The following is a 20,697-nucleotide window of genomic DNA, read 5'->3' on the forward strand; positions in this document are numbered from 1 at the left end:
TGCGTGGTGGGGAAAGAACGAGACACGCGGCCTAACGCTGGCCCGGGTTAGCGCTCAGTCCCCTTAAACTAAAGGCTGTGACTGAGCCAACCCGTACCTCGAAGCCGCTGCCGCGCGAGATTTATGTTCGCCGCCGCATTGCTGCGCTCGTGGCGATTCTGGTGCTCGTGGTCATCCTTATCTGGGCGGCCACTGCGCTTTTCGGTGGGTCCTCAGAGGATAAGGAGTCGCAGCCGGCAGCGGCATCCAGCAGCTTGGTTCAGCCATCGGAGCAGACGACTACCTCGCAGCCCGAGGATACTGAGTCTGAGACCCCAGCATCCGAATCCGAAGAGGATCAGCCTTCGGAAGAGGGCTCGGATGATGCCGAGAAGAGCGAAGAATCCCAGAACACCGAGCTGGTCGTGGATCCCTCGAAAACGGAATGCTCCCTGGAGGACCTCAAGGTTATGGCTAAGACCAATGAGGACAGCGTTCCGGGCGGCAAGATGCCGACCTTCTACATGGAAGTCTTCAACCCCACCACGAAGGATTGCTCCATCGACCTCGATGAGCAGCAACTGCGCTTTGAGGTCTACAAGATGGGCTCCAACGAGCGCGTGTGGTCTGACACCGATTGCTACGCCTCCGTGGAGACCGGCAAGCAAACCTTCAAGTCCGGCGAGACCCGCTTCTTCCAAGCCGACTGGTCCCGCAAGCGCTCTGAACCCGGTCAGTGCACTGACCGCCCAGAGGCCGATTCCGGTGCATACTTCCTGCACACCGTCATCGGTGACAACTACTCGGCACCCTTGCCTTTCAACCTGCTCTAAGCGCTAGCTTTCGTGGCAGCACTAGGGCAGTGCTAGCTCAGCGCAGAAATTGCCTCACTCAACGTGGATGCTTGATGCACGCGCATGCCGGTGACCTCTACCTCGCCGGGCGGGACGATGGCCTGGCGGTAGCCCAAACGCGCAGCCTCCGCTAGACGACGATCCAGGTTGGGCACGCGGCGTACCTCGCCGGCTAGGCCGACTTCTCCAATCACCACAGTCTTCGGTGGTAGCGGCCGCTCATGGAGTGAGGACCACGTGGCTAGGGCTACCGCGAGGTCTGTTGCAGGTTCCTGAATCTTCATGCCACCTACAGTGGCGACGTAGGCGTCTTTGTCGTTGGTGCGCTCACCCGCCCGAGCCTGCAAGACAGCAAGCACCATGGGGACTCGGTTGGCATCCAAACCAGTCACGACGCGGCGAGGATTCTTGGCCACCGGATCAACCGTGAGCGCTTGTACCTCCGCGAGAATGGGGCGCACACCATCCATGGCTACCGTGACCGCGGAGCCGTCCGGTGTGCTACCACGGTGGGAAAGAAACAACCCGGACGGGTCCGCGACCTCGCGGATGCCGGCGGCGGTTTGCTCAAAGCAGCCCATCTCATCAGTAGCGCCGAAGCGGTTCTTGAGCCCGCGCAACAGCCGCAAAGAGGACTGGCGGTCACCTTCAAAGTTCAACACCACATCGACGAGGTGCTCCAGCACGCGCGGACCGGCCACGTTGCCGTCCTTGGTGACGTGACCAACGAGAAGGATCGGGATTCCCGTGGTCTTAGCTAATGTGGTCAATGCGGCGGTGACTGCGCGGGACTGCGCCACGCCTCCGGCTACGCCTTCGACGCCTGCTGCATGCATGGTCTGCACCGAGTCCACAATGATGAGGCTGGGCTTAAGCTGCTCGACGTGTCCGAAGACAACATCCAGATTCGACTCCGCTGCCAAATAGAGCGTCTCGTGCAGTGCGCCGGTACGCTCGGCGCGGGCCCGGACCTGTCCAGCTGATTCCTCTGCCGTGGCGTACAACGCCGTGCGGCCTAGTTGCGCCCAGCGCGATGCGACCTCAAGTAGCAGTGTGGATTTGCCCACCCCCGGCTCGCCTGCCATAAGCACGACGGAGCCGGGCACGATACCGCGCCCAAGGACGCGGTCAAGCTCCCCAATCCCGGTGTTAAGCGCCTTGGTCTGTGCCGCCCCCACCTTGGTGATGGGGACAGCCGGGCTCGTTGGCGTGAGGCCCGTCGGCCGACGTCCACTCATCGCTGCCTGCGCGGCACTGCTTTCCTGCGCGGCAGCAGTTTCCTGCAGCGTTCCCCACGACCCGCACTCAGGGCAGCGGCCCAACCACTTGGGGGAGACGAAGCCACACTCGGTGCACGTGTGAACGGGACGAACCTTTTTAGCCATGCCTCTTACTGTAGTAAGCGGCCCGGACATCGAGGATTCTGTTTACTCATCATCAAGAAATCTTTATTACCCCCATATGGAAATATTCCCCACGAACCTAGGCATCATCATCACTAAGGCCCTACAGTGTTAGTCAGGTTACGGGCAAAACTTTAATAAGTGATGCGTGAAACCGTCCCCCCATGCACAACTCTCACAACCCCTAAGGTGATTTTATGAAGATCCGTCGTACCCTCGTCGCCGCCGGTGCTGCTGTTGCTATCGCCCTGGCTGGTACCCCTGCTGCCTCCGCCGCTCAGGCACCGCAGCCGCTCGCAGATGTCCTGACGCAGATTACCAACGTTGCTGGCTATGATGCTCAGAACGTCATCCTCGTACCGGCAGCCCTGTCCTCCTTGGGCTTCATTTTGAACGTTCTGTAATAACCCCGTAACTATCCCCCTCAAAGAATCATTCAAGGAGACACAATGAAGAAGATCCGTCGTTCCCTCGTTGCAATCGCTGCTGCATCCGCCGTCGCTGTGGCTGGCACCCCGGCCGCTTCCGCTGCTTCCTACCCGGAGCCGCTGAACCAGGTCATGGACACCATGGTTCGGTACGGTGGCCCGCAGGCGCCGAACCTCCTGCTGGTTCCGGCCACCCTGTCCACCCTTGGCTGGGCTCAGGCAATCCTCGCTAGCTCCTCCATGCGCTAGAAGCTTGTAGAACTCACCACTCTGTCGCCGCCGTGCACTTTCTGTGTGCGGCGGCGTTAGTGCGTTTTAGGAGGGAGAAGGTCCAGCAATGCGAAACCGCCCTAGCTGCACGCTGTGCCAACTAGGGCGGTGTGAAGTGTGCAGCTAGGGCGGTGTGGAGCCTCGTGGACGAAGCTTTACTTAGCCTCGGTGTAGCCCTCTTCGGACTCCGGGTCGCGGTCAAACTTACCGGCCTCCAGCGGGGAGGCGGACACGGTGGCGTCGACCTCAATGGTGCCGGTGTTGAAGGTGAAGGTCACCGGGCGGGAGCCGCCGAAGGCGAAGCCATCGTTCTCCAGGGAAGTGGTCACGTAGGTGACGTTGTTGTCCTTCTCATCCTTCGGAAGGTTCTCCAGGTTGGTTGCGGAATCGCCGTACAGTGCCTGATCGCGGGCAATCGGGGTAACGCCCTCGATGACGACATCCTGGCCATCAACGCTTATGGATTCCAAGGTGACCTCATCGACCTTGTAGCCCTGGTTCACGGCGATGAACTTCAGGGAGGCTTCACCGGAGTCCGGCTCAACCTGAATGGTGACGTCACGTACGGCCACCTTGCCATCTTCGGTGCTGGCGGTTGCGCCATCGACAGCTGCAACCTTCTCTGCGGTCTGCGCAACATGACCAGCCGAGCAGGACGCCAGCGCCAGCGCGGAAAGGGCGGTAACTGACATGATGGCACCGCAGCGAGCGGCGGACTTCAGGGACTGCACTGTGAGTGTCCTCCATTGAATTGCGATCACAAAGCTTATCAACGCTTTAGCCTAGTCCCTCTCCACGAAAAGCACACAGTTTCCGGCAAACCCCTTGGGTAAACCGGGGGTAGCCGTGCTTCACCGCGTACGCGTCGTGGTGTATAGCCTCCCCGCGATGCCTCAGCGGGCGGGGGTGAAATCCTGCGTGCTAGAATCGATTCCCTGTATATGCGGCCCATCGAGAGCTAAGCGAGCGTCCTCGATGAGCATCGTCTTCAAAGGCTTCACAAGGAGTGGCAATGGAATTTAAGGTCGGAGAGGTCGTCGTCTACCCGCACCACGGCGCCGCCAAAATCACGGCGATTGAAACGCGCGAGATGGGTGGCGAGACCCTCGAGTACCTCGTCCTCCACATCAACCAGTCCGACCTGGTTGTCCGTGTGCCCTCCAAGAACGTCGAAATGGTCGGCGTCCGTGACGTCGTGGGCAAGGAAGGTCTGGAAAAGGTCTTCTCGGTTCTGCGTGAGGTAGACGTCGAAGAAGCCGGCAACTGGTCCCGCCGTTACAAGGCCAACCAGGAGCGCCTCGCCTCCGGCGACATCAACAAGGTTGCTGAAGTTGTTCGTGACCTGTGGCGCCGCGACCAGGACCGTGGCCTGTCTGCTGGTGAGAAGCGCATGCTGGCCAAGGCGCGCCAGATTCTCGTGGGTGAGCTCTCCCTGGCTAAGCCGGTCGATGAAAAGAAGGCCGACACCATGATGGAGGAAATCGACGCCACCATCGAGCGCCATCGTGCCGCAGGTTTGGTGGACGATAAGTCCATCACTACCGACGTTGATAGCGACATCGATCTTGATGATCTCTCCTTCGACGACGAAGACTAAACCTCGCGTCATCGCGCTCGTCGCCGCCGCGGGCAAAGGCACGCGCCTCGGCGCGGATGTGCCCAAGGCTTATGTCGAGCTACGCGGCCGCACCTTGGTGGAGCGCTCCGTTCAGGCCATGGTGACCTCCGGCATCGTCGATGAGGTCATCGTGCTGGTCAGTCCCGCGATGGAGGAGTTCGCCGCACGTATCCTTGAGCGCGTTGCCGCCGATATCCCCCTCCGGCTTGTCCATGGCGGTGGCGAGCGCGCCGATTCCGTGTGGGCTGGTCTTCAGGCAATCCCGGACACGGACGCCGTGGTCCTCATCCACGATGCGGCCCGGGCATTGACGCCTCCGGGAATGATCGCGCGCGTCGCCAAGCGCGTGCTCGATGGGGCCGTCGCCGTTATCCCAGTTGTGCCCGTGGCAGACACCATTAAAGAAGTCGAGGGGGAGACTGTCCTGTCCACCCCGGACCGCTCCCGTCTGCGCGCAGTGCAGACGCCGCAGGGCTTCAACTTGGCCGCGTTGCGTCAGGCCAATATGGATTATTGGGAGCAGGACCCGGATTTCACCGCCACGGATGATGCCAGCCTGATGGAATGGCACGGCGCGCGCGTGGAGACCGTGCAGGGTGATACCTTCGCTTTTAAAATCACCACTCCCATTGACCTCGTCCTCGCCAGGGCTGTGACAGATGAGGCCGAACCGACCATTTTTGAGGTGCCCAGTGACTAACCCCATCATCCCGCGCGTTGGTATTGCCACAGACGCCCACCAGATCGAACCCGGCAAAGAGTGCTGGATTGCCGGCCTCCTCTTCGAGGGCGCAGATGGCTGCGAGGGCCACTCCGATGGAGACGTGGTGGCGCATGCGCTTGTCGACGCCTTGCTGTCCGCCTCCCACCTCGGTGACCTCGGATCCTTCGTGGGCGTGGGCCGCCCGGAATATGATGGCGTATCCGGTGCGCAGCTGCTGCGCGAGTGCCGAGAGCTGCTGGAGAAGGAAGGTTTCACCATCGGCAACGCCTCCGCCCAGCTCATCGGCCAAACCCCTAAGATGGGGCCGCGCCGCGAGGAGGCTGAGTCTGTGTTGAGTGAGATTCTTGGTGCGCCGGTCTCCATTTCTGCGACCACGACTGACCGTCTCGGCTTCACCGGGCGCGAGGAGGGCCGCGCCGCCGTGGCCACCGCCGTGGTCTGGCGCGCCCCCAATTCCTAACGTAAAGTCGAGGGAGAGGAGGCTGCCGTGGCATTGACAATGCGAATTATAAATACCGAGGCCCTGCGGGCTCGGTATGGGGAACTCCTGCATGCCTTAGAAGTAGCCATTGGGGCGAACCTTAGTTCTGAAGATCTGCGCATGCTCGCAGAATCCGGCCGTTTTTCCACGGAAGAGCGCGACCTTTATGACGAACTCCGTCGCGTAGAGCTGATGCTTGAACGCTAAATGACGGTGCGCATGGGGGGACTAGGGCAACATCTGACAGCAGAATTTTTTTAACTGGGTGCATGCCGTGCATGTGAAGGTTTTGCCCCTCAATGAAGATTCCGATATCCGCGTGTGGACAGATCTCAATCCAGACGATGGCACTGGATTGTTAGAACTTCACGCACCGTTGGTCTACGGGGTAGGAAGTCAGGGAGGCGATCGGTTTTCCTACAGCGACCTTTTCGAATCCGTTGTTCGCTTTCACACGTCCCTGTCGCCCGATGAATCATCTCTCAGCGTGAAGTCGAGCAAATTCGAGCTGCGTGTAGGAACAGCCCCAGGCGTTCGTTTCGAATATGAGCGAGAGAATCGTACTGCTCCGACGGCCCACATTCACCACTCAGGGGTGGCCGGACTGTTGAGTCCCGCACTAATGAAGAACTTTTCTGGGGTGAAGAACCCTCGAAAGAAGGGCCGAATTGAGGATATACATTTTCCTATTGGCGGCCGTCGGTTCCGGGTATCCCTGGAGGATTATTTTTTCTTTCTTTTTATGGAGTGTGGCTTTCGTTCACGTCCCGGTTGGAAAAGCTTTCTTGCGCAGAGCCGAGAAAAGTGGCTCGATGATCAGTTGCGCGGAGCGGTAGCCGATAATCAAGAGGTTGCTGCGCAAGTACTACGAGAAATAGGCTACACCGTCGAAAAGAAAGGCACGGCACCTAGTGCTGAGGCGCGGGGGCATCGGCCATGGTGAATTCCCACCGGAGGGTCAATTAGACTAGTCGGCGTGAGTACTTTGCGCATTTTTGATACCGCCACCCGCACCCAACGTGACTTTGAGCCGGTTCGCCCCGGCCATGCCTCGATTTATCTCTGTGGCGCCACTCCGCAATCTCAGCCGCATATAGGCCACCTGCGCTCCGGCGTGGCCTTCGACATTCTGCGCCGTTGGCTTCTGGCCCAGGGCTATGACGTGGCACTCGTGCGCAATGTGACGGACATTGATGACAAGATTCTGACCAAGGCCGCAGAAAACAACCGCCCGTGGTGGGAGTGGGTATCCACCTACGAGCGCGAGTTCACCAAGGCCTACAACACCCTCGGTGTGCTCCCACCCTCGGTGGAGCCGCGCGCGACGGGCTTTGTCACGCAGATGGTGGAGTACATGCAGAGGCTTATCGACGCCGGCTATGCGTATGCCGTGCCTGGTGGCACCGCAGGAGAAGACGCCTCCGGCTCGGTTTATTTCGACGTCGCCGCATGGAATGTCGCCGAAGGTTCTGATTACGGTGCGCTGTCCGGTAATCGCGTCGAGGATATGGAGCAGGGCGAGTCGGAAACCGAAGGTAAGCGCAGCCCGCAGGATTTCGCGCTGTGGAAGGCTGCCAAGCCGGGTGAGCCGGCTTGGCCGACGCCATGGGGTAGGGGCCGCCCCGGCTGGCACCTGGAGTGCTCCGCTATGTCCACCTACTATCTGGGCAGCGAGTTCGACATTCACTGTGGTGGTCTGGACCTGCAGTTCCCGCACCACGAGAACGAGATTGCGCAGTCCCATGCGGCGGGCGATAAGTTCGCCAACTACTGGATGCACAATCACTGGGTGACCATGTCTGGTGAGAAGATGTCCAAGTCCCTGGGCAACGTGCTCTCCATCGCCAACATGCTGGAGATTGTCCGCCCGGTGGAGCTGCGCTACTACTTGGGCTCCGCGCACTACCGTTCCGTGCTCGAGTACTCCGAGGCCGCGCTTACGGAGGCTGCTGCGGGCTACCGCCGCATCGAGGACTTCGTGGGCAAGTTCGAGGGCGTCGAGAAGGGCGAGTGGACCCCAGCCTTCGCAGAGGCCATGAATGATGACATCGCCGTGCCGAAGGCGTTGGCGGAAGTCCACACCACGGTGCGTGCAGGAAATAAGGCCCTTGCTGAAGGCCGCCGGGAAGAGGCCGAGCGCCTCGCCGGAGCAGTGCGCGCCATGGCTGCGGTTCTTGGCTTTGATCCGTGCGATGAACAGTGGAAAGATGGTGGCGAAACAAGCGGCGCTGTCGCGGCACTGGACGTTCTTGTCCAGGCTGAGCTTGAGCGCCGTACGACCGCCCGCGCAGAGAAGGACTGGGCTACTGCGGACGCTGTGCGCGACCGCCTGACCGCCGCGGGTATTACTATCACTGACACCGCCGACGGTCCCACCTGGTCCCTGGCGGACTAACCGTCCTTGGGCTAGGCCAAGGACAACAAAGGAGAAGAACCATGGCACGCACCCACGGCCGCGGCGGCGCGGGCGCCCGCAAGTCCAACAAGAAGGGCGCTACGAAGGGCTCGGGCGGTCAGCGCCGCAAGGGCCTGGCTGGAAAGGGCCCCACGCCCAAGGCGGAGGACCGTATTTACCACGCCAAGCACAAGGCAAAACTGGAGCGCGAGCGCCGTAACTCGGGCCGCCACCAGAAGGAAACCGCAGAGATGGTCGTGGGCCGCAACCCGGTCATCGAGTGCCTCCACGCCAAGGTGCCGGCCACCTCGCTCTACATTGTGCAGGGCACGCGCAACGATGCCCGCCTGTCGGAGGCCGTGGCCATGTGCAATACCCGCAACATCCCCATTCTTGAGGTGCAGCGCCACGAGATGGACCGCATGACTGGCAACGGTCTGCACCAGGGTATCGGCCTGCAGATTCCGCCCTACAAGTACGCCGAGGTGCATGACCTCATGGATCGCGCGCGCGACGCTCAGGAACCGGGCATGTTCGTCATCCTCGACAACATTACGGATCCCCGTAACCTCGGCGCGGTTATCCGCTCCGTCGCTGCTTTCGGCGGCCACGGCGTCATCATCCCGGAGCGCCGTTCGGCCTCCGTTACCGCGGTGGCTTGGCGCACCTCGGCCGGTACCGCAGCACGCCTGCCTGTCGCGCGCGTGACCAACGTGACCCGCACCGTGCAGGAATTCCAGAAAGCCGGCTACCAGGTCGTTGGCCTGGACGCCGGCGGCGAGCACACGCTCGACACCTACACGGGTGGCAAGGATCCCGTGGTCATCGTCATCGGCTCTGAGGGAAAGGGCATCTCCCGCTTGGTCCGCGAGAACTGTGACGTCATCATGTCCATCCCGATGACCGCGTGGGTCGAATCCTTAAACGCATCCGTTGCTGCGGGTGCAGTGCTTTCGGAGTTTGCTCGGCAGCGTCGCGCTGCGAAGTAACAAGTAATTTGGAAGGCGTCGCGTTGTGTGGCGCCTTTTTGTTTGCCTCCAATGTGTCTGCTGGGCAGCTCCCGCCGTCCTGGTCGCAAATGTCCAGGGCTGGAAACACAGACCACCTGTTCGCATTTTCACGCGCTTGCCGACGCCCTGCAATCCACCAGAGAGCTGCGGATTGAGGCCTGGATATTTGCGCGGAGTTGATGAATCTGCGAAAGGTAACTTTTGACACTTGAATGCGGTTTAGGGGCAGCGTATATCTTTCAGTATCGCGCGCTATAAGTTCGGATCCTTCTCAAGAAAGGAATGCTTATGAAAGTGAGCATGTCTAAGCGAGCAGTTTCAGTAACTCTCGCAGGTTTGTTGGCGTTGGGTGGTACAGGTGTTGCTGGGGCCACGATTGTAAATATCGATGGCGGCACGTGGGACTACGGTACGGGTAGTGGCCAAGTTTGGTCGCACTACTTTCACAATGGGGTGCGGCACGGTTCAACTGCTGTTGGTACCTTCAAGTCGGATAGCGGTTGCGTCAACAAAAACACTTGGTCACGAGCAACAGCTCCCAAGAAGCCCTCTGGAAATAAGTCCTATTACCGACACTGCTAAGGCTCGATGAAAACTTCAGTCAGACTACTAACCGTAGGGATTTTGCTCTCTACGGTTATTAGCGCATTCATTGCCTTTGTCGGAGCCAGCCTCTTATCGACTCTGGATTATCGGCTTGGCAACGAGTTTGTCCAGATCGAAGACTTCAAACCTGACAGTCACACAGAAACACTGTTTCCTGAGCTTTCTGAATTTGCAGGGGACTCAGGATTTGACGTATCGATTTATTACTCCTCGCTAGCTGATTCGGATGGTGAGCTGCGAATCTACTCCTCGGCTCTGCCTTCAGGTGTAGCTAACTTTGAGTCTCAAAAGTTTCAGAGAGGCGAAAAGCTTGTTTGGTATCCATTGTCGGAAATTCCGACTAAGGAACCGCGCCAAGTTTTTAACATTAAAGGATCGGAAAACGACGCTCGAGACCTAACGACATGGTTGGAGGAGCGCGGGTATTCCGTGATAGGGCTCCAGAACTTGACTTGGAGTTTCGTCATGACTTCGTCGCTGCCTTTGTTGGTCGCGGCTGCTTTTCTACTCGCGCTCGTGTTGGGTGGCGGGCACTGCCTAGTGCGGGCTCGCGAAATCGGCATTCACAGACTTTTGGGGCTAAAGCTATCGCAGACGCTAAGGCTTGATGTAACGCGGTTTGCCAAGCAAACATGGCTACCATTTTTTCTTGCGATCATTTTTATTGCGGCGGCATTGTATCTTTACAACGACTGGGCAGAAGCGACGTTGTTTTGGGCCTTTTTCGGCGTTTCTGTGTTGCTCCAATGGGTCGGTTTGGCGCTGGGCTATGTGCTCGGGCAGTTATTGGTTCGAAATATTTCGATCCCGCAGGCCATCAAAGGCAAGGTTCGGGCGCGTCCAATTACCTACGCACTGTATGCTGTCCGGCTATTGGCACTCTTGACGAGCCTGACGGCACTTTCGCAGATGGTTGATACCGGTGCTGAGGTGTCCGCGCGAGAGGAATTGCAACCGTATTGGAGCGGACATGCCAATGAGCAAGAGTTTGCCCTGAGCTCGAATATCACTCCGGATGAAAAAGAACAGGCTGCAGCTGCAGCGCCCTTGCGCCAGGCGGACCGCGAAGGAAAGCTACTCTTAGCGGATCCTTTTTGGCTTACCTGGCCGACTCAACTGGAAGCCCCGGTTATTCTCAGCAACCATCGGTTCGCCGTTCAAGCTGGTGTTTCCCCTTCTGAAGAAGACGTAACCGTTTGTGCTCCCGTTGCCCTCAGTGAAGAATCCAAACAGACGATTATTGACTCCGTTGCATTTGAAGCCGAACTCGCGAAGAAGAAAGTTCCAGATTTTAACTGGAAAGAGGATTGTTCGCTTGGGCAAGTCTTTTCCTATGACGTTGAGCTGCGGCCAGTAATTAATGACCCCATTGTGGTCTCGTTACCAGTGGGGCTTGAAGCTATCGGTGACCGGAATTTACTCGCGAAAGCCTCGCAGAAAGTCCTCCTTGCCATCGAGCCAACTGTCGTTGGTGAGCTGAAAGATGGGACGGTGGGCAAGGTGCTTGCCACGGCACAACCGCATGCTGATTCCTGGCGATCGTCCCTTGAGGAAGCCAAAGATCAATTCAGCCTTTGGTCGTTAAATACGGTCGTAGCGATATTACTGGTTTCCTTGTTAATCGTCGCGGGGCTTTTCAGTTTCCAGGTGGCGTTCCGGCGAGAGCTCTATGTTTCCTTCATTTGTGGGCGCAGCCCGTGGAAGATGTGCAGGAAGATTCTGCTGGCCGAGCTATTCTTTTTCGTTACCACCATCGGCTGGGTTTTGTATCGTTTGCGCGAGCATAAGGAACAACTGGAATCGCACTATCCATCAACGTGGTCGATGGGGTTTGAAAACAGGTGGTCCACGGCAACCGTTCTTGCTGTCGTCGCATTTTCGATCGTGTGGATGTGTATTTCAATCGGTTTGACCTGGTGGATTAGTGCGCGAAATCAAATGCGCTGGACAGACAGCGAGGGAGATTAGGATATGGAAATTCAGGTTGAAGACCTTCACTACAGTGTGAAGGGAAAAATGATTCTTTCCGGCCTTACGCGGTCTTTTGCGGCTGGCCGGGTGACTGCATTAACCGGTGTCTCCGGAAGTGGGAAAACCACCCTGTTGAACCTCTTGGGCGGTCTGATCTCGCCGGACAAAGGCTCAATCATGTGGGATGGAAACAACATTGCATCGCTATCGGCAGGTCGACTGCGCAAGTATCGACGCGAATGCGTTGGGTATCTTTTTCAAGATTACGGCTTGGTTCCTGACCTCACCGTTGTCGACAACGTGAAGCTCGCAGCCAGTAACGTTTCGCGCCGTGCTTTCGACGAGGCGCTAGACAGCGCTTTGGCGCAGGTTGGTTTACGCGGCTATGAAAAGCGTGTGGTCAGCGGCTTGTCGGGCGGCGAACAACAACGAGTAGCCTTGGCGAGGATCCTCTTTTCCAAGCCCAAAATCGTATTGGCGGACGAGCCAACCGGTGCGCTTGACGAGGACAATGCTCAGCTGGTTGTTGAACACCTTCGTGCTTTCGCTGACCAAGGCGCCGTTGTCGTCGTCGCGACGCATTCCAAGCATGTAGCCGACCAAGCAGACTGCGAGGTAACGCTTTAGTGTGGCGATTGAAATACTCGGATATGCCGTGTCTGCTCGCTGGCATCCGAGACGATGAGCAACCGATACTCGATGAGCTAAGACGCTACTTCCTCTGGCCCCAGGTTGAATGTGCGTCCACTCAAAGGGAGCTGCTGAATGCATTGTCTCGCTCACAGGAGCAATTGCTGGTGTTGTGCGAGCGCAAAGACTCGGCGACCTGGGTATGGGATATACAAGAGTTAAAGAGCAGCGATTTCATTTACTTGGTGGATTATTCACAGCATTCGCGTGAGAAGCTTCAAAAGGCAATCAATTTGGGCGCGTCTGCATATTGTGTGGTTACCCGGGAAGCTCGCTCCGGCCATGGGGGCCTTAACTTAAGTTGTTGCTTCGATATAAACGGCGTAGCTGTTGGGACAATGCCTGAACCAGATATGCAGCGAAACCTCTATGCAGCGAAACCTCGAGCGACTATCCGCAATTCAGCTTCGAATTCTAAACGGAATTGTATGTGGGCACTCAAATAATGGCATCGCGGAAGAAAAACATCTTTCTGTGCCGATGATCAAGAAAATAGTTTCCCAGCTGCTTGACATCTTTGCTGCAGAGAACAGAGTCCAGTTAGCCATCAAAACCTTACCCGCTATGGGTTGAGCTGCCAATCCTGTTGCAAATTCCCAGGGCAGGAAAACCAGACCTCCTGTTCGCATTTTCACGCGCTTGCCGACGCCCTGCAATCCACCAGAGAGCTGCATTTCCAGGGCTGGGTAGGTGGTGGGGGAGGCGAGCCGCGGGGCTAAAAGCCGAAGAAGTCCTCCACCACCTGGGCTGCGATGAAGCTATCGGTATTCGGGCCCAAGCGCGCGTCGAGCCCGTTGCCCGAGGGGATGACGTGGCCCACGCCTTCCATGGTCCACAGTTCGACGGGGTTGTCACCTTCCCAGGAGTGCAAAGACACATCAGAAAACGGGCGGGTTACCTTGGCCTTAGAGCAACCGTTCATCGTGGCGAAGCGCTGCGCAGTCCACAACGCGGAAGTAACCTCGCCGCGGGAGCTATTCGCGAGGCCAGCTTGGCCGCCTTCATAAGGCGCTAGCGGGTCCGCAGTGCCGTGCATCATGAGAATTGGGGTGGGCTTATAGCCCTCGGGATTAGACGGCGCATGGTTAGCGCCGCTGCCCATCGTCGAGGCGAAGATGCAGGCGCCGTCGAGGAAGCCGGGGGCGTCGAAAAGCAGGCGTATTACCATCTGCCCACCGTTGGAATAACCGCAGGCGTAGGTGCGCTGCGTGCCGTATTCCTCCTGCACGGTGGCGGCGACGTGCTGGAGAAAGGCGACGTCGTCAATGCCAAGCTCACGGGCCTTGACCGGCAGTACCCCGCGGGCGTCGTTGAAGTGCCTATCCACACCGTCGGGGTAGACAACCACCGTGCCCGTGCGGGCGGCGAGCTCATCAAAAGTGCCGTTTGTAAAGCGCCGCATCACGCTGCCATTTTGCAGCGAACCGTGGAGGAAAAGCAGCTGGTTCGGGCCGGGATCTTCCGGCGCGACGACGGTGTATTTACGCTTGAATCCCTGAAATTCCACGATGGTCATGGAACAAAAGTTTAGTCGGGGTGGGCGCAGTGCTCGTCGTGGGTGCTGGTGTGGTGCTTTTCCGAATCGCTGCGGCCCTCGAAGTGAGCTTTGGTGACGCGGGCGGCGGCGATGTCGTCGCGAACCGCGCGGCGGTTGCGTAGCCAGCCGATTAGACGGCAAACCAGGTAAATGACAAAAGAAATAGTGGTCACGAAGACCGACACCGGCAGGCCCGGCGCTAGCGACAGAATAAACCCTCCCACGGCGGAGACCTCCGCGAAGATGGTTGCCCACACCACCGCGCGCAGCGGGGAGGAGGTAATCTGCACTGCCGCCGCGCCCGGCGTGATGAGCAAAGCCATGACGAGCAGCGAGCCGACGATCTGCACCGACTGCGCGGCGGTCAAACCGACGAGAACTGCGAAGACCACGGAGAGGGCTTTCACCGGCACGCCCGCTGCCTGCGCCATGACAGGGTCCGCGGAGGCAAAAAGAAGCGGGCGCCACAAAATAGTAACGGCTGCGACAATGATGACGGTCGTCGCCGCCAGCAGCCACACGGACGCCGAAGATACACCGACGATTTGTCCGGTCAGCAGCGTCATAGCGGTGTTGGCGTTGCCAGGGTAGAGGTGCAGGAATAACACCGACAAGCCTAGGCCAAAGCTCATGACCACGCCGATGGCGCTGTCCTGTTGGCCTTTGAGGCCGAGCACCGCCAGAATGATGGCGGCGACGATGGCGCCGGCAATCGCGCCGAAGCCGATGTTCAGTCCGAACAACAGCGCTGCGGCCGCACCCATGAGCGCGAGCTCCGAGGTGGCATGCACGGAGAAGGACATCTGCCGCAAGACGATGAGCGAGGTCATCACTCCCGAGAGGATGCCCAGAAGCGCACAGGCGATGAGCGCGTCCTGCACAAAATCAACCTGCAAAAGGTACTGGGTGTCTTCGATGAACTTAGACAACGATGAGCCTCCCATCGACGTTGAGGACGGTCACGGAGGAACCATAAAGCTCGGACAGCACGTCGGAGCGCATGACTTCATCTACTGGGCCAAAAGTATGCCCGTTCGGCGCGAGGTAAAGCACCTTATCGACGACGTGCAGCACGGGGTTGATGCCGTGCGTGACGAAAAGGACGGAGGTACCGCGCTCGCGGCACCATGCCTCGAGCCGCTCGACCGTCACTTGCTGCTTGCCCGGATCCAGCGACAAGAGTGGTTCATCGGCGAGGATGAGCTCTGGGTCGTTGGCAAGCGCCTGGGCCTGGCGGACAAGCTGTTGCTGGCCGCCGGAAAGCTGGCCCACGCGGCGGTTCGCAATACCGGTTGCGCCCACCTCCTCCAGCAGCTCATCGACGCGGTGCCGGGGAGGCCGGCGGCGCGTCACGGTGCCATGTGCCAGGGACAGGGAGACTAGGTCGCGGGCGCGTAATGGGAGGTCAGCGGGGAACATGCGCTGTTGGGGGATGAAGCCGACGCGACAATCGACGTCTACCGTGCCCGTCGTGAGCTTCCGCGTTCCCAGGATGGTGCCCAGCAGCGTGGATTTGCCCACGCCGTTGGGCCCCAAAACGGCGATGAACTCGCCGCGGTCCACGGCGAGGTTCAGGTCCGACCATAGCGGTTCCACTGCGGCATTGTGAAAGGAAACGAGCACTTATGCAGCCTCGAGTGCGCTGACGGCTTCCTCGTAGTAGTCGAGGAAGTCGGTGTTCTCCGGCGGGGTTTCGCCGATTTCGACGACCGGGATGTCCTTGTCCTCAGCGGCGGAGCGGATGCGCTTGGTCATGTCCGTCTCCGTCTGCGGGTTGAAGATGAGCAGGTCGACCTCGCCCTGGTTAATCGCCTCGAGGAAGCGCGCAAGGTCCGCAGCGCTCGGCTCGCCCTCGGCGACGGTGGCCTTGCGGTAGCCCTCCGGGGTGACGTCGGTGCTGTCGGAGTACTTCATGATGTAATCCGCGATGGGCTCGGTCTGCGCGTAATTCTGTGCCGGCAGCTTTTCGACGCGATCCTTAATCTTCTCCACGCGCTGAACCAGCGGGTCCGCAGTGGCCTTGGCTTCCGGGTTGGTCTCGTTGACTAGTTTGGCTACCTCATTGGCCACCTTCTCGATGGCTGCGGCGTCGTACCAGACGTGCTCGTTGCCTTCGATGTTGGTGATCGTCTCTGGGTGCTCGGCGGCAATCTTCTTGGCCTCGTCCATGCTGACGGTTTCGACGTCATGCTCGTGGTCGTGGGCGTGCTCATGCTCGTCATGGCCCTCATCGTGCGCATGCTCGTCGTGTGCGTGGTCATGGTCGCCATGATCGTGGGCGTCTTCATGCTCATGCTCGTCGTGCGCGTGCTCATGCTCGTCATGCTCATGCGCGTGCTCGTGGTCATGTCCATGTTCATCGTGCGCATGGTCATGGGAATGCTCCGTGAGGGGCAGGGCGTGGATGATGGCGTCTTGGTTCTTGACGGCCTGGTAGAGCCAGGCGTCGTAGCCGCCGCCACCGGCGATGATGACATCGGCCTCGTTAGCCCGGGCGATGTCGGCCGCGGTGGGCTCGAAGTGGTGCGGGTCCACGCCGTTGCCGGTGACAATGGCCCGGACGTTGATGTTGACGTCGGTCTGTGCTGTGTCGACCACCGCCTGCGCCACGTCGGCCCAGATGGACGTCGAGGCGACGACGTGGATGGTCTCTTTATCGCTTCCGGCCCCCGCATCGCCGTCAGAGTTGTCACCGCTGGAGGAGCAAGCAGTCAGCGATGCAGCGCCGAGGGTAGCGGCGAAAAGGAGAGCGGTGGGGCGGCGCCAAGATTGGCGTGAGAGCGATGTAGTCATGGCGTCTATTCTAACGTCCTAGTGAAAATTGTTGTCAAATGATGATGAGTTGAAAACGGGTAAGGTAACCGGCATGTCCACTCGCAGCACCACGCTGGCCTCCCTCGCCGCCGAACTCGGGGTCTCCCGCACCACGGTGTCCAATGCGTATAACCGCCCTGACCAGCTGGCACCTGCCACCCGCGAACGCATCCTAGCCGCAGCTGCCGCCCGCGGTTACGTCGGGCCAGACCCCACCGCGCGCAGCCTGCGCACGCGCCGCCAAGGCTCGGTGGGGGTACTGCTCACCGAGCACCTGTCCTATGCCTTCGAGGACATGGCGTCCGTTGATTTCCTTGCCGGCATGGCGGAGGCCTCCGCAGGCGCGAACACAACGTTGACCCTCATTCCGGCCGGCCCCGATACAGTGGGCGCGTCCGATGACGCTCACGCAGGCCAGCTCGTCGGCTCCGCAGCGGTGGATGGGTTCGTGGTGTACTCCGTGGCTGCGGGCGATGCTTACCTCGAGGCCGTGCGGCGGCGCGGGCTGCCGGTCGTGGTCTGTGACCAGCCCACGGATTCCGGCTTGCCCTTCGTGGGTATCGATGACAGGGCTGCGATTGCCCCAGCAGCGCGCGCGCTTATCGACGCCTCCCATACCCACATCGGTATCCTCACCATCCGCCTACACCGCGAACGTCTCGACGGTTTCGTATCTCCCGAGCAGCTGGCGGCCGCCGATATGCACGTGCAGCGCTCCCGCGTGCTGGGAGCACTGGATGTCTTTCAGGAAGCTGGTCTTTCTCCTGAGTCGATTCCTGTGGTCACCCGGCACATTAATGATTCCCGCACGGCGTACGCTGCCGCGGAGGAATTGCTCACCGCGCATCCGGAGCTTACTGCGGTGCTGTGTACGACGGACTCCATGGCGCTGGGCGTGCTGGCTTATGCACGCGACCACGGCATCGCCGTGCCTTCGCAGCTGTCTGTTACCGGCTTCGATGGCATCGCCCCAGCCTTAGCCGTGGGTCTGAGCACCGTCGTGCAGCCCAACAAAGCGAAAGGAGCGGCCGCCGGGCATATGCTCGCCGACCTCATCGACCGCGCGGGTGCCCGGACGGGGGCGTCGTCGCGCACCAGTCAGACCCAAGAGCCGCCACGCAAGGTGCTCAGCACGACCTTCCACGAAGGCCGCACGGTCGCGCCTCCGGCGTAAGACACCGCGGCACAGGTAAGGGGCACGGCGCGGGCTTTTAACGTGGAACGTGAGCCGCACGGGCGGCCGCGAGATCTTCCAGAAACTCCGACACCGCCACGACATCCGCGACGCGGTGCGTGGCCAAGGTATCGCCTTCGCCCACCTTCACGCCGAGGTCCGGCGGCTGATTGAGCACGGCGAAACCGTCCTCGTCGGTCGTGTCATCACCTAAGAAAACCACGGCCGTGGCGCCGACACGCTCGCGCAAGGTCTTAATCCACGTGCCCTTCGTCGCTTGCGTGGCGGAAAACTCCACAACGCACTTGCCCGCCGTCTTGGGGAATCCATCCGCGCTTAAGGCTAAGCCCTTCTCATACGCCGCGGCGGCAGCAGCGGGGTCCGTGAGCTCTAGGGCACGCAAGTGCAGCACACGCTGGAAAGGTTTGACCTCTAGCTCCGCGCCGGGATGGCGGGCGATGATCTCCTCAATCTCCGCCTCTTTCTTTGCTAGGTGCGCCTTCATCTCCGGGGTCAGCGGGGATTCTTCCCACGAGGATTCCGCGCCATGTGAGCCACCCATGAGCACCGGCTCGCGCAGCGAACACACGCGCTTGAGCCCGTCGAGGTGGCGGCCTGACAACACCGCCACTGTGGTGTCGGGCAACTGCCCAAGCGAGGCCAGCGCGTCGAGAGAGCGCTTCTCCGGCTGGACGGCGTCTGGGCGCGTGGCAAAACCGGCGAGTGTGCCGTCAAAATCGGACACCACCGCGAGGTGCGAGGCTGAGGCAAGAGCATCCATCATGGTGCCCACCCTAGCCCTAAAACCCTAGTCCTAGAGCGAGGCCATACGAATGATGGGGGAATCCACTTTGTCCGTGCGCAGCGTCAAAACCAGCTGGTTGTTGTGGTTCAGCGCGAAATCAAAATCATGACCTTGCGCGATGAGGGTGCGCAGAAGCTTATCCGCCCACAGCGCCGAGCCCGTGCAGTCCTCGTTCGACGGCACCGATTCGTAGTCAACCTTGTCCACGTGCATGCCATCGGCCTCCCAAATCGTGGAGTTCTTATCACCCTCGGTAAAAGACACCTCGGCGGTAAACGGCACGCATCCCGTCGAGCCCACCACCGTGTGCTCACCGAAGCTCATGTGCGGAACCTGCGCCGTATCCGGTGGGATAGCCGAAGGTGCCTCCGGAGTGGTGTACAGGTTTGTGACCTGCCATTGCTTGCCAACGACCCTTTCATCACCCCGCGGAGCAGGTTCCTCCTCAGCGGACCTGCAGGCAGGAAGCGCGGCCAAGCACAGCGCTATGAGCGCCATAGAAAACCTGCGCATCATGCCTCCTTCATTGCCTTCAGTGCGCCGAGGAAGGATTCCGACCACAGCGCAATGTCATGCTCACGAACCTGGCGGTTCATTGCCAGCATGTGCTCGCGCATGAGTTCCGGGGACTCATCAAGGGCCTTGACAGCCGAAAGCAGCGCGCGCTTAATGGACTCGATATCGAAGGGGTTGCACAGGTTGGCCTGCGTCAACTCCGCCGCGGCACCGGCAAACTCAGAAAGCACGAGTGCGCCCGAACCATCGCCATGAGAGGCCACGTATTCCTTGGCCACGAGGTTCATGCCGTCCTTAAACGGCGTGACCAGCATGATATCCGCCAAACGGTAGTAGCTGCGCAGCACGTCCTTGGGCACGGAACGGTGCTGATAGTGCACCACCGGCCGGCCGAGCTGGCTAAAGCGCCCATTGATGCGGCCCACGGCTTCCTCCACCTTGGAGCGCGTGGCGCGATAGTGGTCAATCCGCTCCCGCGACGGAGTGGCCAGCTGCACCAGGGTCACCTCCGCTGGGTCCAGCGCGCCGGTCTCGAGCAGCTCCTCAAACGCGGTGAGACGCTGCAGAATACCCTTCGTATAATCCAGACGGTCCACGCCCAAAATGATGCGCTTCGGATCCCCCAATTCGGCGCGAAGCTTAGCGACGTCCCCCTCATCCCCCTCATTTCCAAACTCACCCGCCGCAATGGAAATCGGGAAGGCAGCCACGCCCACGGAATGCCCACTATTCGAGGTGATATGGGCGGTAACACGGCGGGTGCTTACCTCTCCTTCGACCTCAAGACCTTGAGTGCGGGCGAGTTCGAGGAAGTTGCGGGCGTTGGATTCGAGGTGGAAGCCGATCAAGGAGGCGTCGAGAAGCCCGCGCACCAATTCCTCACGCCACGGTAACTGACGGAAGAGATCGGGGGAGGGGAATGGAATGTGCAGGAAGAAACCAACGGTGAGGTCTGGGCGCAGCTGGCGCAGAATCCCCGGCACGAGCTGCAACTGATAGTCCTGTACCCACACCGTGGCGTTCTCTGCGGCCACGGCAGCGACTTCGTTGGCAAACCGCAAATTGACCTCGCGGTAGGCGTCCCACCAGTCGCGGTTATAGATGGGTGTCACGATGAGATCGTGGTACAAGGGCCACAGCGTGGCATTGGAAAAGCCCTCGTAGAAGGATTCATAATCGTCCTGGGTCAGGCGCACCGGGTGGAGTAAAACCCCGTTGTCCGTGGTAAAGGGCTCCGGGGCTTCATCAGCCACGCCTGGCCAGCCCACCCAGCAGCCGTGGTGTTTCTCCAAGACAGGGGAGAGCGCGGTGACGAGCCCGCCCGGAGAGGCCTTCCATGTGCGGGTGCCATCGGGGCTGGTCTCGAGGTCCACCGGCAGGCGGTTGGCCACGACGACGAAGCTATTGGAGCGCCCAGGCATA

The 20,697-nt window shown here is 60.0% G+C and carries 23 protein-coding genes; 14 read left to right on the forward strand and 9 right to left on the reverse strand.

Annotated features, from left to right (window positions below):
- Positions 1–77 precede the first annotated feature (77 nt).
- Positions 78–812, forward strand: a complete 735-nt coding sequence (locus tag I6J72_RS00335) for a hypothetical protein (protein WP_204099529.1) — start codon at positions 78–80, stop codon at positions 810–812.
- 32 nt (positions 813–844) lie between these two features.
- Here the strand turns inward: I6J72_RS00335 and radA are convergent, their stop codons facing one another.
- The gene (radA, locus tag I6J72_RS00340; RefSeq protein WP_204099530.1) at positions 845–2,218 is read right to left on the reverse strand and encodes a DNA repair protein RadA; all 1,374 of its coding nucleotides are present in this window, start codon (positions 2,216–2,218) and stop codon (positions 845–847) included.
- 215 nt (positions 2,219–2,433) lie between these two features.
- Between radA and I6J72_RS00345 the strand changes: the two genes are divergently transcribed.
- Together I6J72_RS00345 and I6J72_RS00350 are read left to right on the forward strand one after the other, a co-directional pair.
- The gene (locus I6J72_RS00345; protein ID WP_070670593.1) at positions 2,434–2,640 is read left to right on the forward strand and encodes a hypothetical protein; all 207 of its coding nucleotides are present in this window, start codon (positions 2,434–2,436) and stop codon (positions 2,638–2,640) included.
- Positions 2,641–2,685: 45 nt separating this feature from the next.
- Entirely contained in the window at positions 2,686–2,913 is a 228-nt protein-coding gene (locus I6J72_RS00350) for a hypothetical protein (protein WP_204099531.1), read from the forward strand.
- Between the two features lie 176 nt (positions 2,914–3,089).
- Here the strand turns inward: I6J72_RS00350 and I6J72_RS00355 are convergent, their stop codons facing one another.
- On the reverse strand, positions 3,090–3,665 hold the full coding sequence (locus I6J72_RS00355) for a hypothetical protein (protein ID WP_204099532.1): 576 nt from the start codon (positions 3,663–3,665) through the stop codon (positions 3,090–3,092).
- 281 nt (positions 3,666–3,946) lie between these two features.
- Here I6J72_RS00355 and I6J72_RS00360 point away from each other — a divergent pair, with 281 nt between their 5' ends.
- From I6J72_RS00360 to ccmA, 10 genes are all read left to right on the forward strand, one after another.
- Positions 3,947–4,531, forward strand: coding sequence for a CarD family transcriptional regulator (locus tag I6J72_RS00360; RefSeq protein ID WP_115023593.1), 585 nt, complete (start codon positions 3,947–3,949; stop codon positions 4,529–4,531).
- On the forward strand, positions 4,503–5,252 hold the full coding sequence (gene ispD / locus I6J72_RS00365) for a 2-C-methyl-D-erythritol 4-phosphate cytidylyltransferase (RefSeq protein ID WP_204100384.1): 750 nt from the start codon (positions 4,503–4,505) through the stop codon (positions 5,250–5,252). The genes I6J72_RS00360 and ispD overlap by 29 nt, the downstream gene beginning before the upstream one ends.
- Positions 5,245–5,736: a 2-C-methyl-D-erythritol 2,4-cyclodiphosphate synthase gene (gene ispF, locus I6J72_RS00370; RefSeq protein ID WP_115023589.1), complete on the forward strand. Its 492-nt coding sequence runs from the start codon at positions 5,245–5,247 to the stop codon at positions 5,734–5,736. Before ispD ends, ispF begins: the two co-directional genes overlap by 8 nt.
- Positions 5,737–5,763: 27 nt before the next feature.
- Positions 5,764–5,964: a hypothetical protein gene (locus tag I6J72_RS00375; protein WP_042532302.1), complete on the forward strand. Its 201-nt coding sequence runs from the start codon at positions 5,764–5,766 to the stop codon at positions 5,962–5,964.
- 67 nt (positions 5,965–6,031) lie between these two features.
- Positions 6,032–6,700, forward strand: a complete 669-nt coding sequence (locus tag I6J72_RS00380; protein WP_204099533.1) for a hypothetical protein — start codon at positions 6,032–6,034, stop codon at positions 6,698–6,700.
- 33 nt (positions 6,701–6,733) lie between these two features.
- On the forward strand, positions 6,734–8,152 hold the full coding sequence (cysS, locus tag I6J72_RS00385; RefSeq protein WP_115023585.1) for a cysteine--tRNA ligase: 1,419 nt from the start codon (positions 6,734–6,736) through the stop codon (positions 8,150–8,152).
- A gap of 41 nt (positions 8,153–8,193) precedes the next feature.
- The gene (rlmB, locus tag I6J72_RS00390) at positions 8,194–9,141 is read left to right on the forward strand and encodes a 23S rRNA (guanosine(2251)-2'-O)-methyltransferase RlmB (RefSeq protein ID WP_115023583.1); all 948 of its coding nucleotides are present in this window, start codon (positions 8,194–8,196) and stop codon (positions 9,139–9,141) included.
- A 321-nt stretch (positions 9,142–9,462) separates the two neighbouring features.
- On the forward strand, positions 9,463–9,744 hold the full coding sequence (locus tag I6J72_RS00395) for a lactococcin 972 family bacteriocin (RefSeq protein ID WP_186302166.1): 282 nt from the start codon (positions 9,463–9,465) through the stop codon (positions 9,742–9,744).
- Positions 9,745–9,750: 6 nt separating this feature from the next.
- Positions 9,751–11,736, forward strand: a complete 1,986-nt coding sequence (locus tag I6J72_RS00400; protein ID WP_204099534.1) for a hypothetical protein — start codon at positions 9,751–9,753, stop codon at positions 11,734–11,736.
- 3 nt (positions 11,737–11,739) lie between these two features.
- A complete protein-coding gene (gene ccmA, locus I6J72_RS00405; RefSeq protein ID WP_204099535.1) occupies positions 11,740–12,366 on the forward strand; it encodes a heme ABC exporter ATP-binding protein CcmA in 627 nt (208 codons plus the stop codon).
- A 778-nt stretch (positions 12,367–13,144) separates the two neighbouring features.
- Here ccmA and I6J72_RS00410 read toward each other — a convergent pair.
- From I6J72_RS00410 to I6J72_RS00425, 4 genes are read right to left on the reverse strand one after another with little or no spacing between them, the layout of a single operon-like run.
- Entirely contained in the window at positions 13,145–13,945 is an 801-nt protein-coding gene (locus tag I6J72_RS00410) for a PHB depolymerase family esterase (protein ID WP_042532290.1), read from the reverse strand.
- 11 nt (positions 13,946–13,956) lie between these two features.
- Positions 13,957–14,910: a metal ABC transporter permease gene (locus I6J72_RS00415; RefSeq protein WP_204099536.1), complete on the reverse strand. Its 954-nt coding sequence runs from the start codon at positions 14,908–14,910 to the stop codon at positions 13,957–13,959.
- Entirely contained in the window at positions 14,888–15,589 is a 702-nt protein-coding gene (locus I6J72_RS00420) for a metal ABC transporter ATP-binding protein (protein WP_204099537.1), read from the reverse strand. Before I6J72_RS00420 ends, I6J72_RS00415 begins: the two co-directional genes overlap by 23 nt.
- The gene (locus tag I6J72_RS00425; RefSeq protein WP_204099538.1) at positions 15,590–16,759 is read right to left on the reverse strand and encodes a metal ABC transporter solute-binding protein, Zn/Mn family; all 1,170 of its coding nucleotides are present in this window, start codon (positions 16,757–16,759) and stop codon (positions 15,590–15,592) included.
- Positions 16,760–16,832: 73 nt separating this feature from the next.
- On the opposite strand from I6J72_RS00425, the gene I6J72_RS00430 reads away from it, so the two are divergent.
- Positions 16,833–17,954, forward strand: coding sequence for a LacI family DNA-binding transcriptional regulator (locus I6J72_RS00430; RefSeq protein ID WP_204099539.1), 1,122 nt, complete (start codon positions 16,833–16,835; stop codon positions 17,952–17,954).
- A gap of 37 nt (positions 17,955–17,991) precedes the next feature.
- Here I6J72_RS00430 and otsB read toward each other — a convergent pair whose 3' ends face one another.
- The 3 genes from otsB to I6J72_RS00445 are packed head-to-tail and all read right to left on the reverse strand — an operon-like array spanning position 17,992 to position 20,696.
- Complete coding sequence (otsB, locus tag I6J72_RS00435) at positions 17,992–18,738, reverse strand: trehalose-phosphatase (RefSeq protein ID WP_204099540.1); 747 nt, start codon at positions 18,736–18,738, stop codon at positions 17,992–17,994.
- Positions 18,739–18,768: 30 nt separating this feature from the next.
- Positions 18,769–19,275: a hypothetical protein gene (locus I6J72_RS00440; RefSeq protein WP_204099541.1), complete on the reverse strand. Its 507-nt coding sequence runs from the start codon at positions 19,273–19,275 to the stop codon at positions 18,769–18,771.
- Positions 19,272–20,696: a trehalose-6-phosphate synthase gene (locus I6J72_RS00445; RefSeq protein WP_204099542.1), complete on the reverse strand. Its 1,425-nt coding sequence runs from the start codon at positions 20,694–20,696 to the stop codon at positions 19,272–19,274. The genes I6J72_RS00440 and I6J72_RS00445 overlap by 4 nt, the downstream gene beginning before the upstream one ends.
- Position 20,697: the final 1 nt, after the last annotated feature.

It is taken from the genome of Corynebacterium sp. FDAARGOS 1242 (assembly GCF_016889985.1).
GTDB classification, from domain to species: domain Bacteria; phylum Actinomycetota; class Actinomycetes; order Mycobacteriales; family Mycobacteriaceae; genus Corynebacterium; species Corynebacterium minutissimum_B.

What these genes read in the sequence shown, in the direction of transcription:
- radA (WP_204099530.1), bottom strand. Translation starts at nt 2,218, where the DNA reads ATGGCTAAAAAGGTTCGTCCCGTTCACACGTGCACCGAGTGTGGCTTC.
- I6J72_RS00345 (WP_070670593.1), top strand. Translation starts at nt 2,434, where the DNA reads ATGAAGATCCGTCGTACCCTCGTCGCCGCCGGTGCTGCTGTTGCTATC.
- I6J72_RS00350 (WP_204099531.1), top strand. Translation starts at nt 2,686, where the DNA reads ATGAAGAAGATCCGTCGTTCCCTCGTTGCAATCGCTGCTGCATCCGCC.
- I6J72_RS00360 (WP_115023593.1), top strand. Translation starts at nt 3,947, where the DNA reads ATGGAATTTAAGGTCGGAGAGGTCGTCGTCTACCCGCACCACGGCGCC.
- ispD (WP_204100384.1), top strand. Translation starts at nt 4,503, where the DNA reads ATGATCTCTCCTTCGACGACGAAGACTAAACCTCGCGTCATCGCGCTC.
- rlmB (WP_115023583.1), top strand. Translation starts at nt 8,194, where the DNA reads ATGGCACGCACCCACGGCCGCGGCGGCGCGGGCGCCCGCAAGTCCAAC.
- I6J72_RS00395 (WP_186302166.1), top strand. Translation starts at nt 9,463, where the DNA reads ATGTCTAAGCGAGCAGTTTCAGTAACTCTCGCAGGTTTGTTGGCGTTG.
- I6J72_RS00400 (WP_204099534.1), top strand. Translation starts at nt 9,751, where the DNA reads ATGAAAACTTCAGTCAGACTACTAACCGTAGGGATTTTGCTCTCTACG.
- ccmA (WP_204099535.1), top strand. Translation starts at nt 11,740, where the DNA reads ATGGAAATTCAGGTTGAAGACCTTCACTACAGTGTGAAGGGAAAAATG.
- I6J72_RS00410 (WP_042532290.1), bottom strand. Translation starts at nt 13,945, where the DNA reads ATGACCATCGTGGAATTTCAGGGATTCAAGCGTAAATACACCGTCGTC.
- I6J72_RS00415 (WP_204099536.1), bottom strand. Translation starts at nt 14,910, where the DNA reads ATGGGAGGCTCATCGTTGTCTAAGTTCATCGAAGACACCCAGTACCTT.
- I6J72_RS00425 (WP_204099538.1), bottom strand. Translation starts at nt 16,759, where the DNA reads ATGACTACATCGCTCTCACGCCAATCTTGGCGCCGCCCCACCGCTCTC.
- I6J72_RS00430 (WP_204099539.1), top strand. Translation starts at nt 16,833, where the DNA reads ATGTCCACTCGCAGCACCACGCTGGCCTCCCTCGCCGCCGAACTCGGG.
- otsB (WP_204099540.1), bottom strand. Translation starts at nt 18,738, where the DNA reads ATGATGGATGCTCTTGCCTCAGCCTCGCACCTCGCGGTGGTGTCCGAT.
- I6J72_RS00440 (WP_204099541.1), bottom strand. Translation starts at nt 19,275, where the DNA reads ATGATGCGCAGGTTTTCTATGGCGCTCATAGCGCTGTGCTTGGCCGCG.
- I6J72_RS00445 (WP_204099542.1), bottom strand. Translation starts at nt 20,696, where the DNA reads ATGCCTGGGCGCTCCAATAGCTTCGTCGTCGTGGCCAACCGCCTGCCG.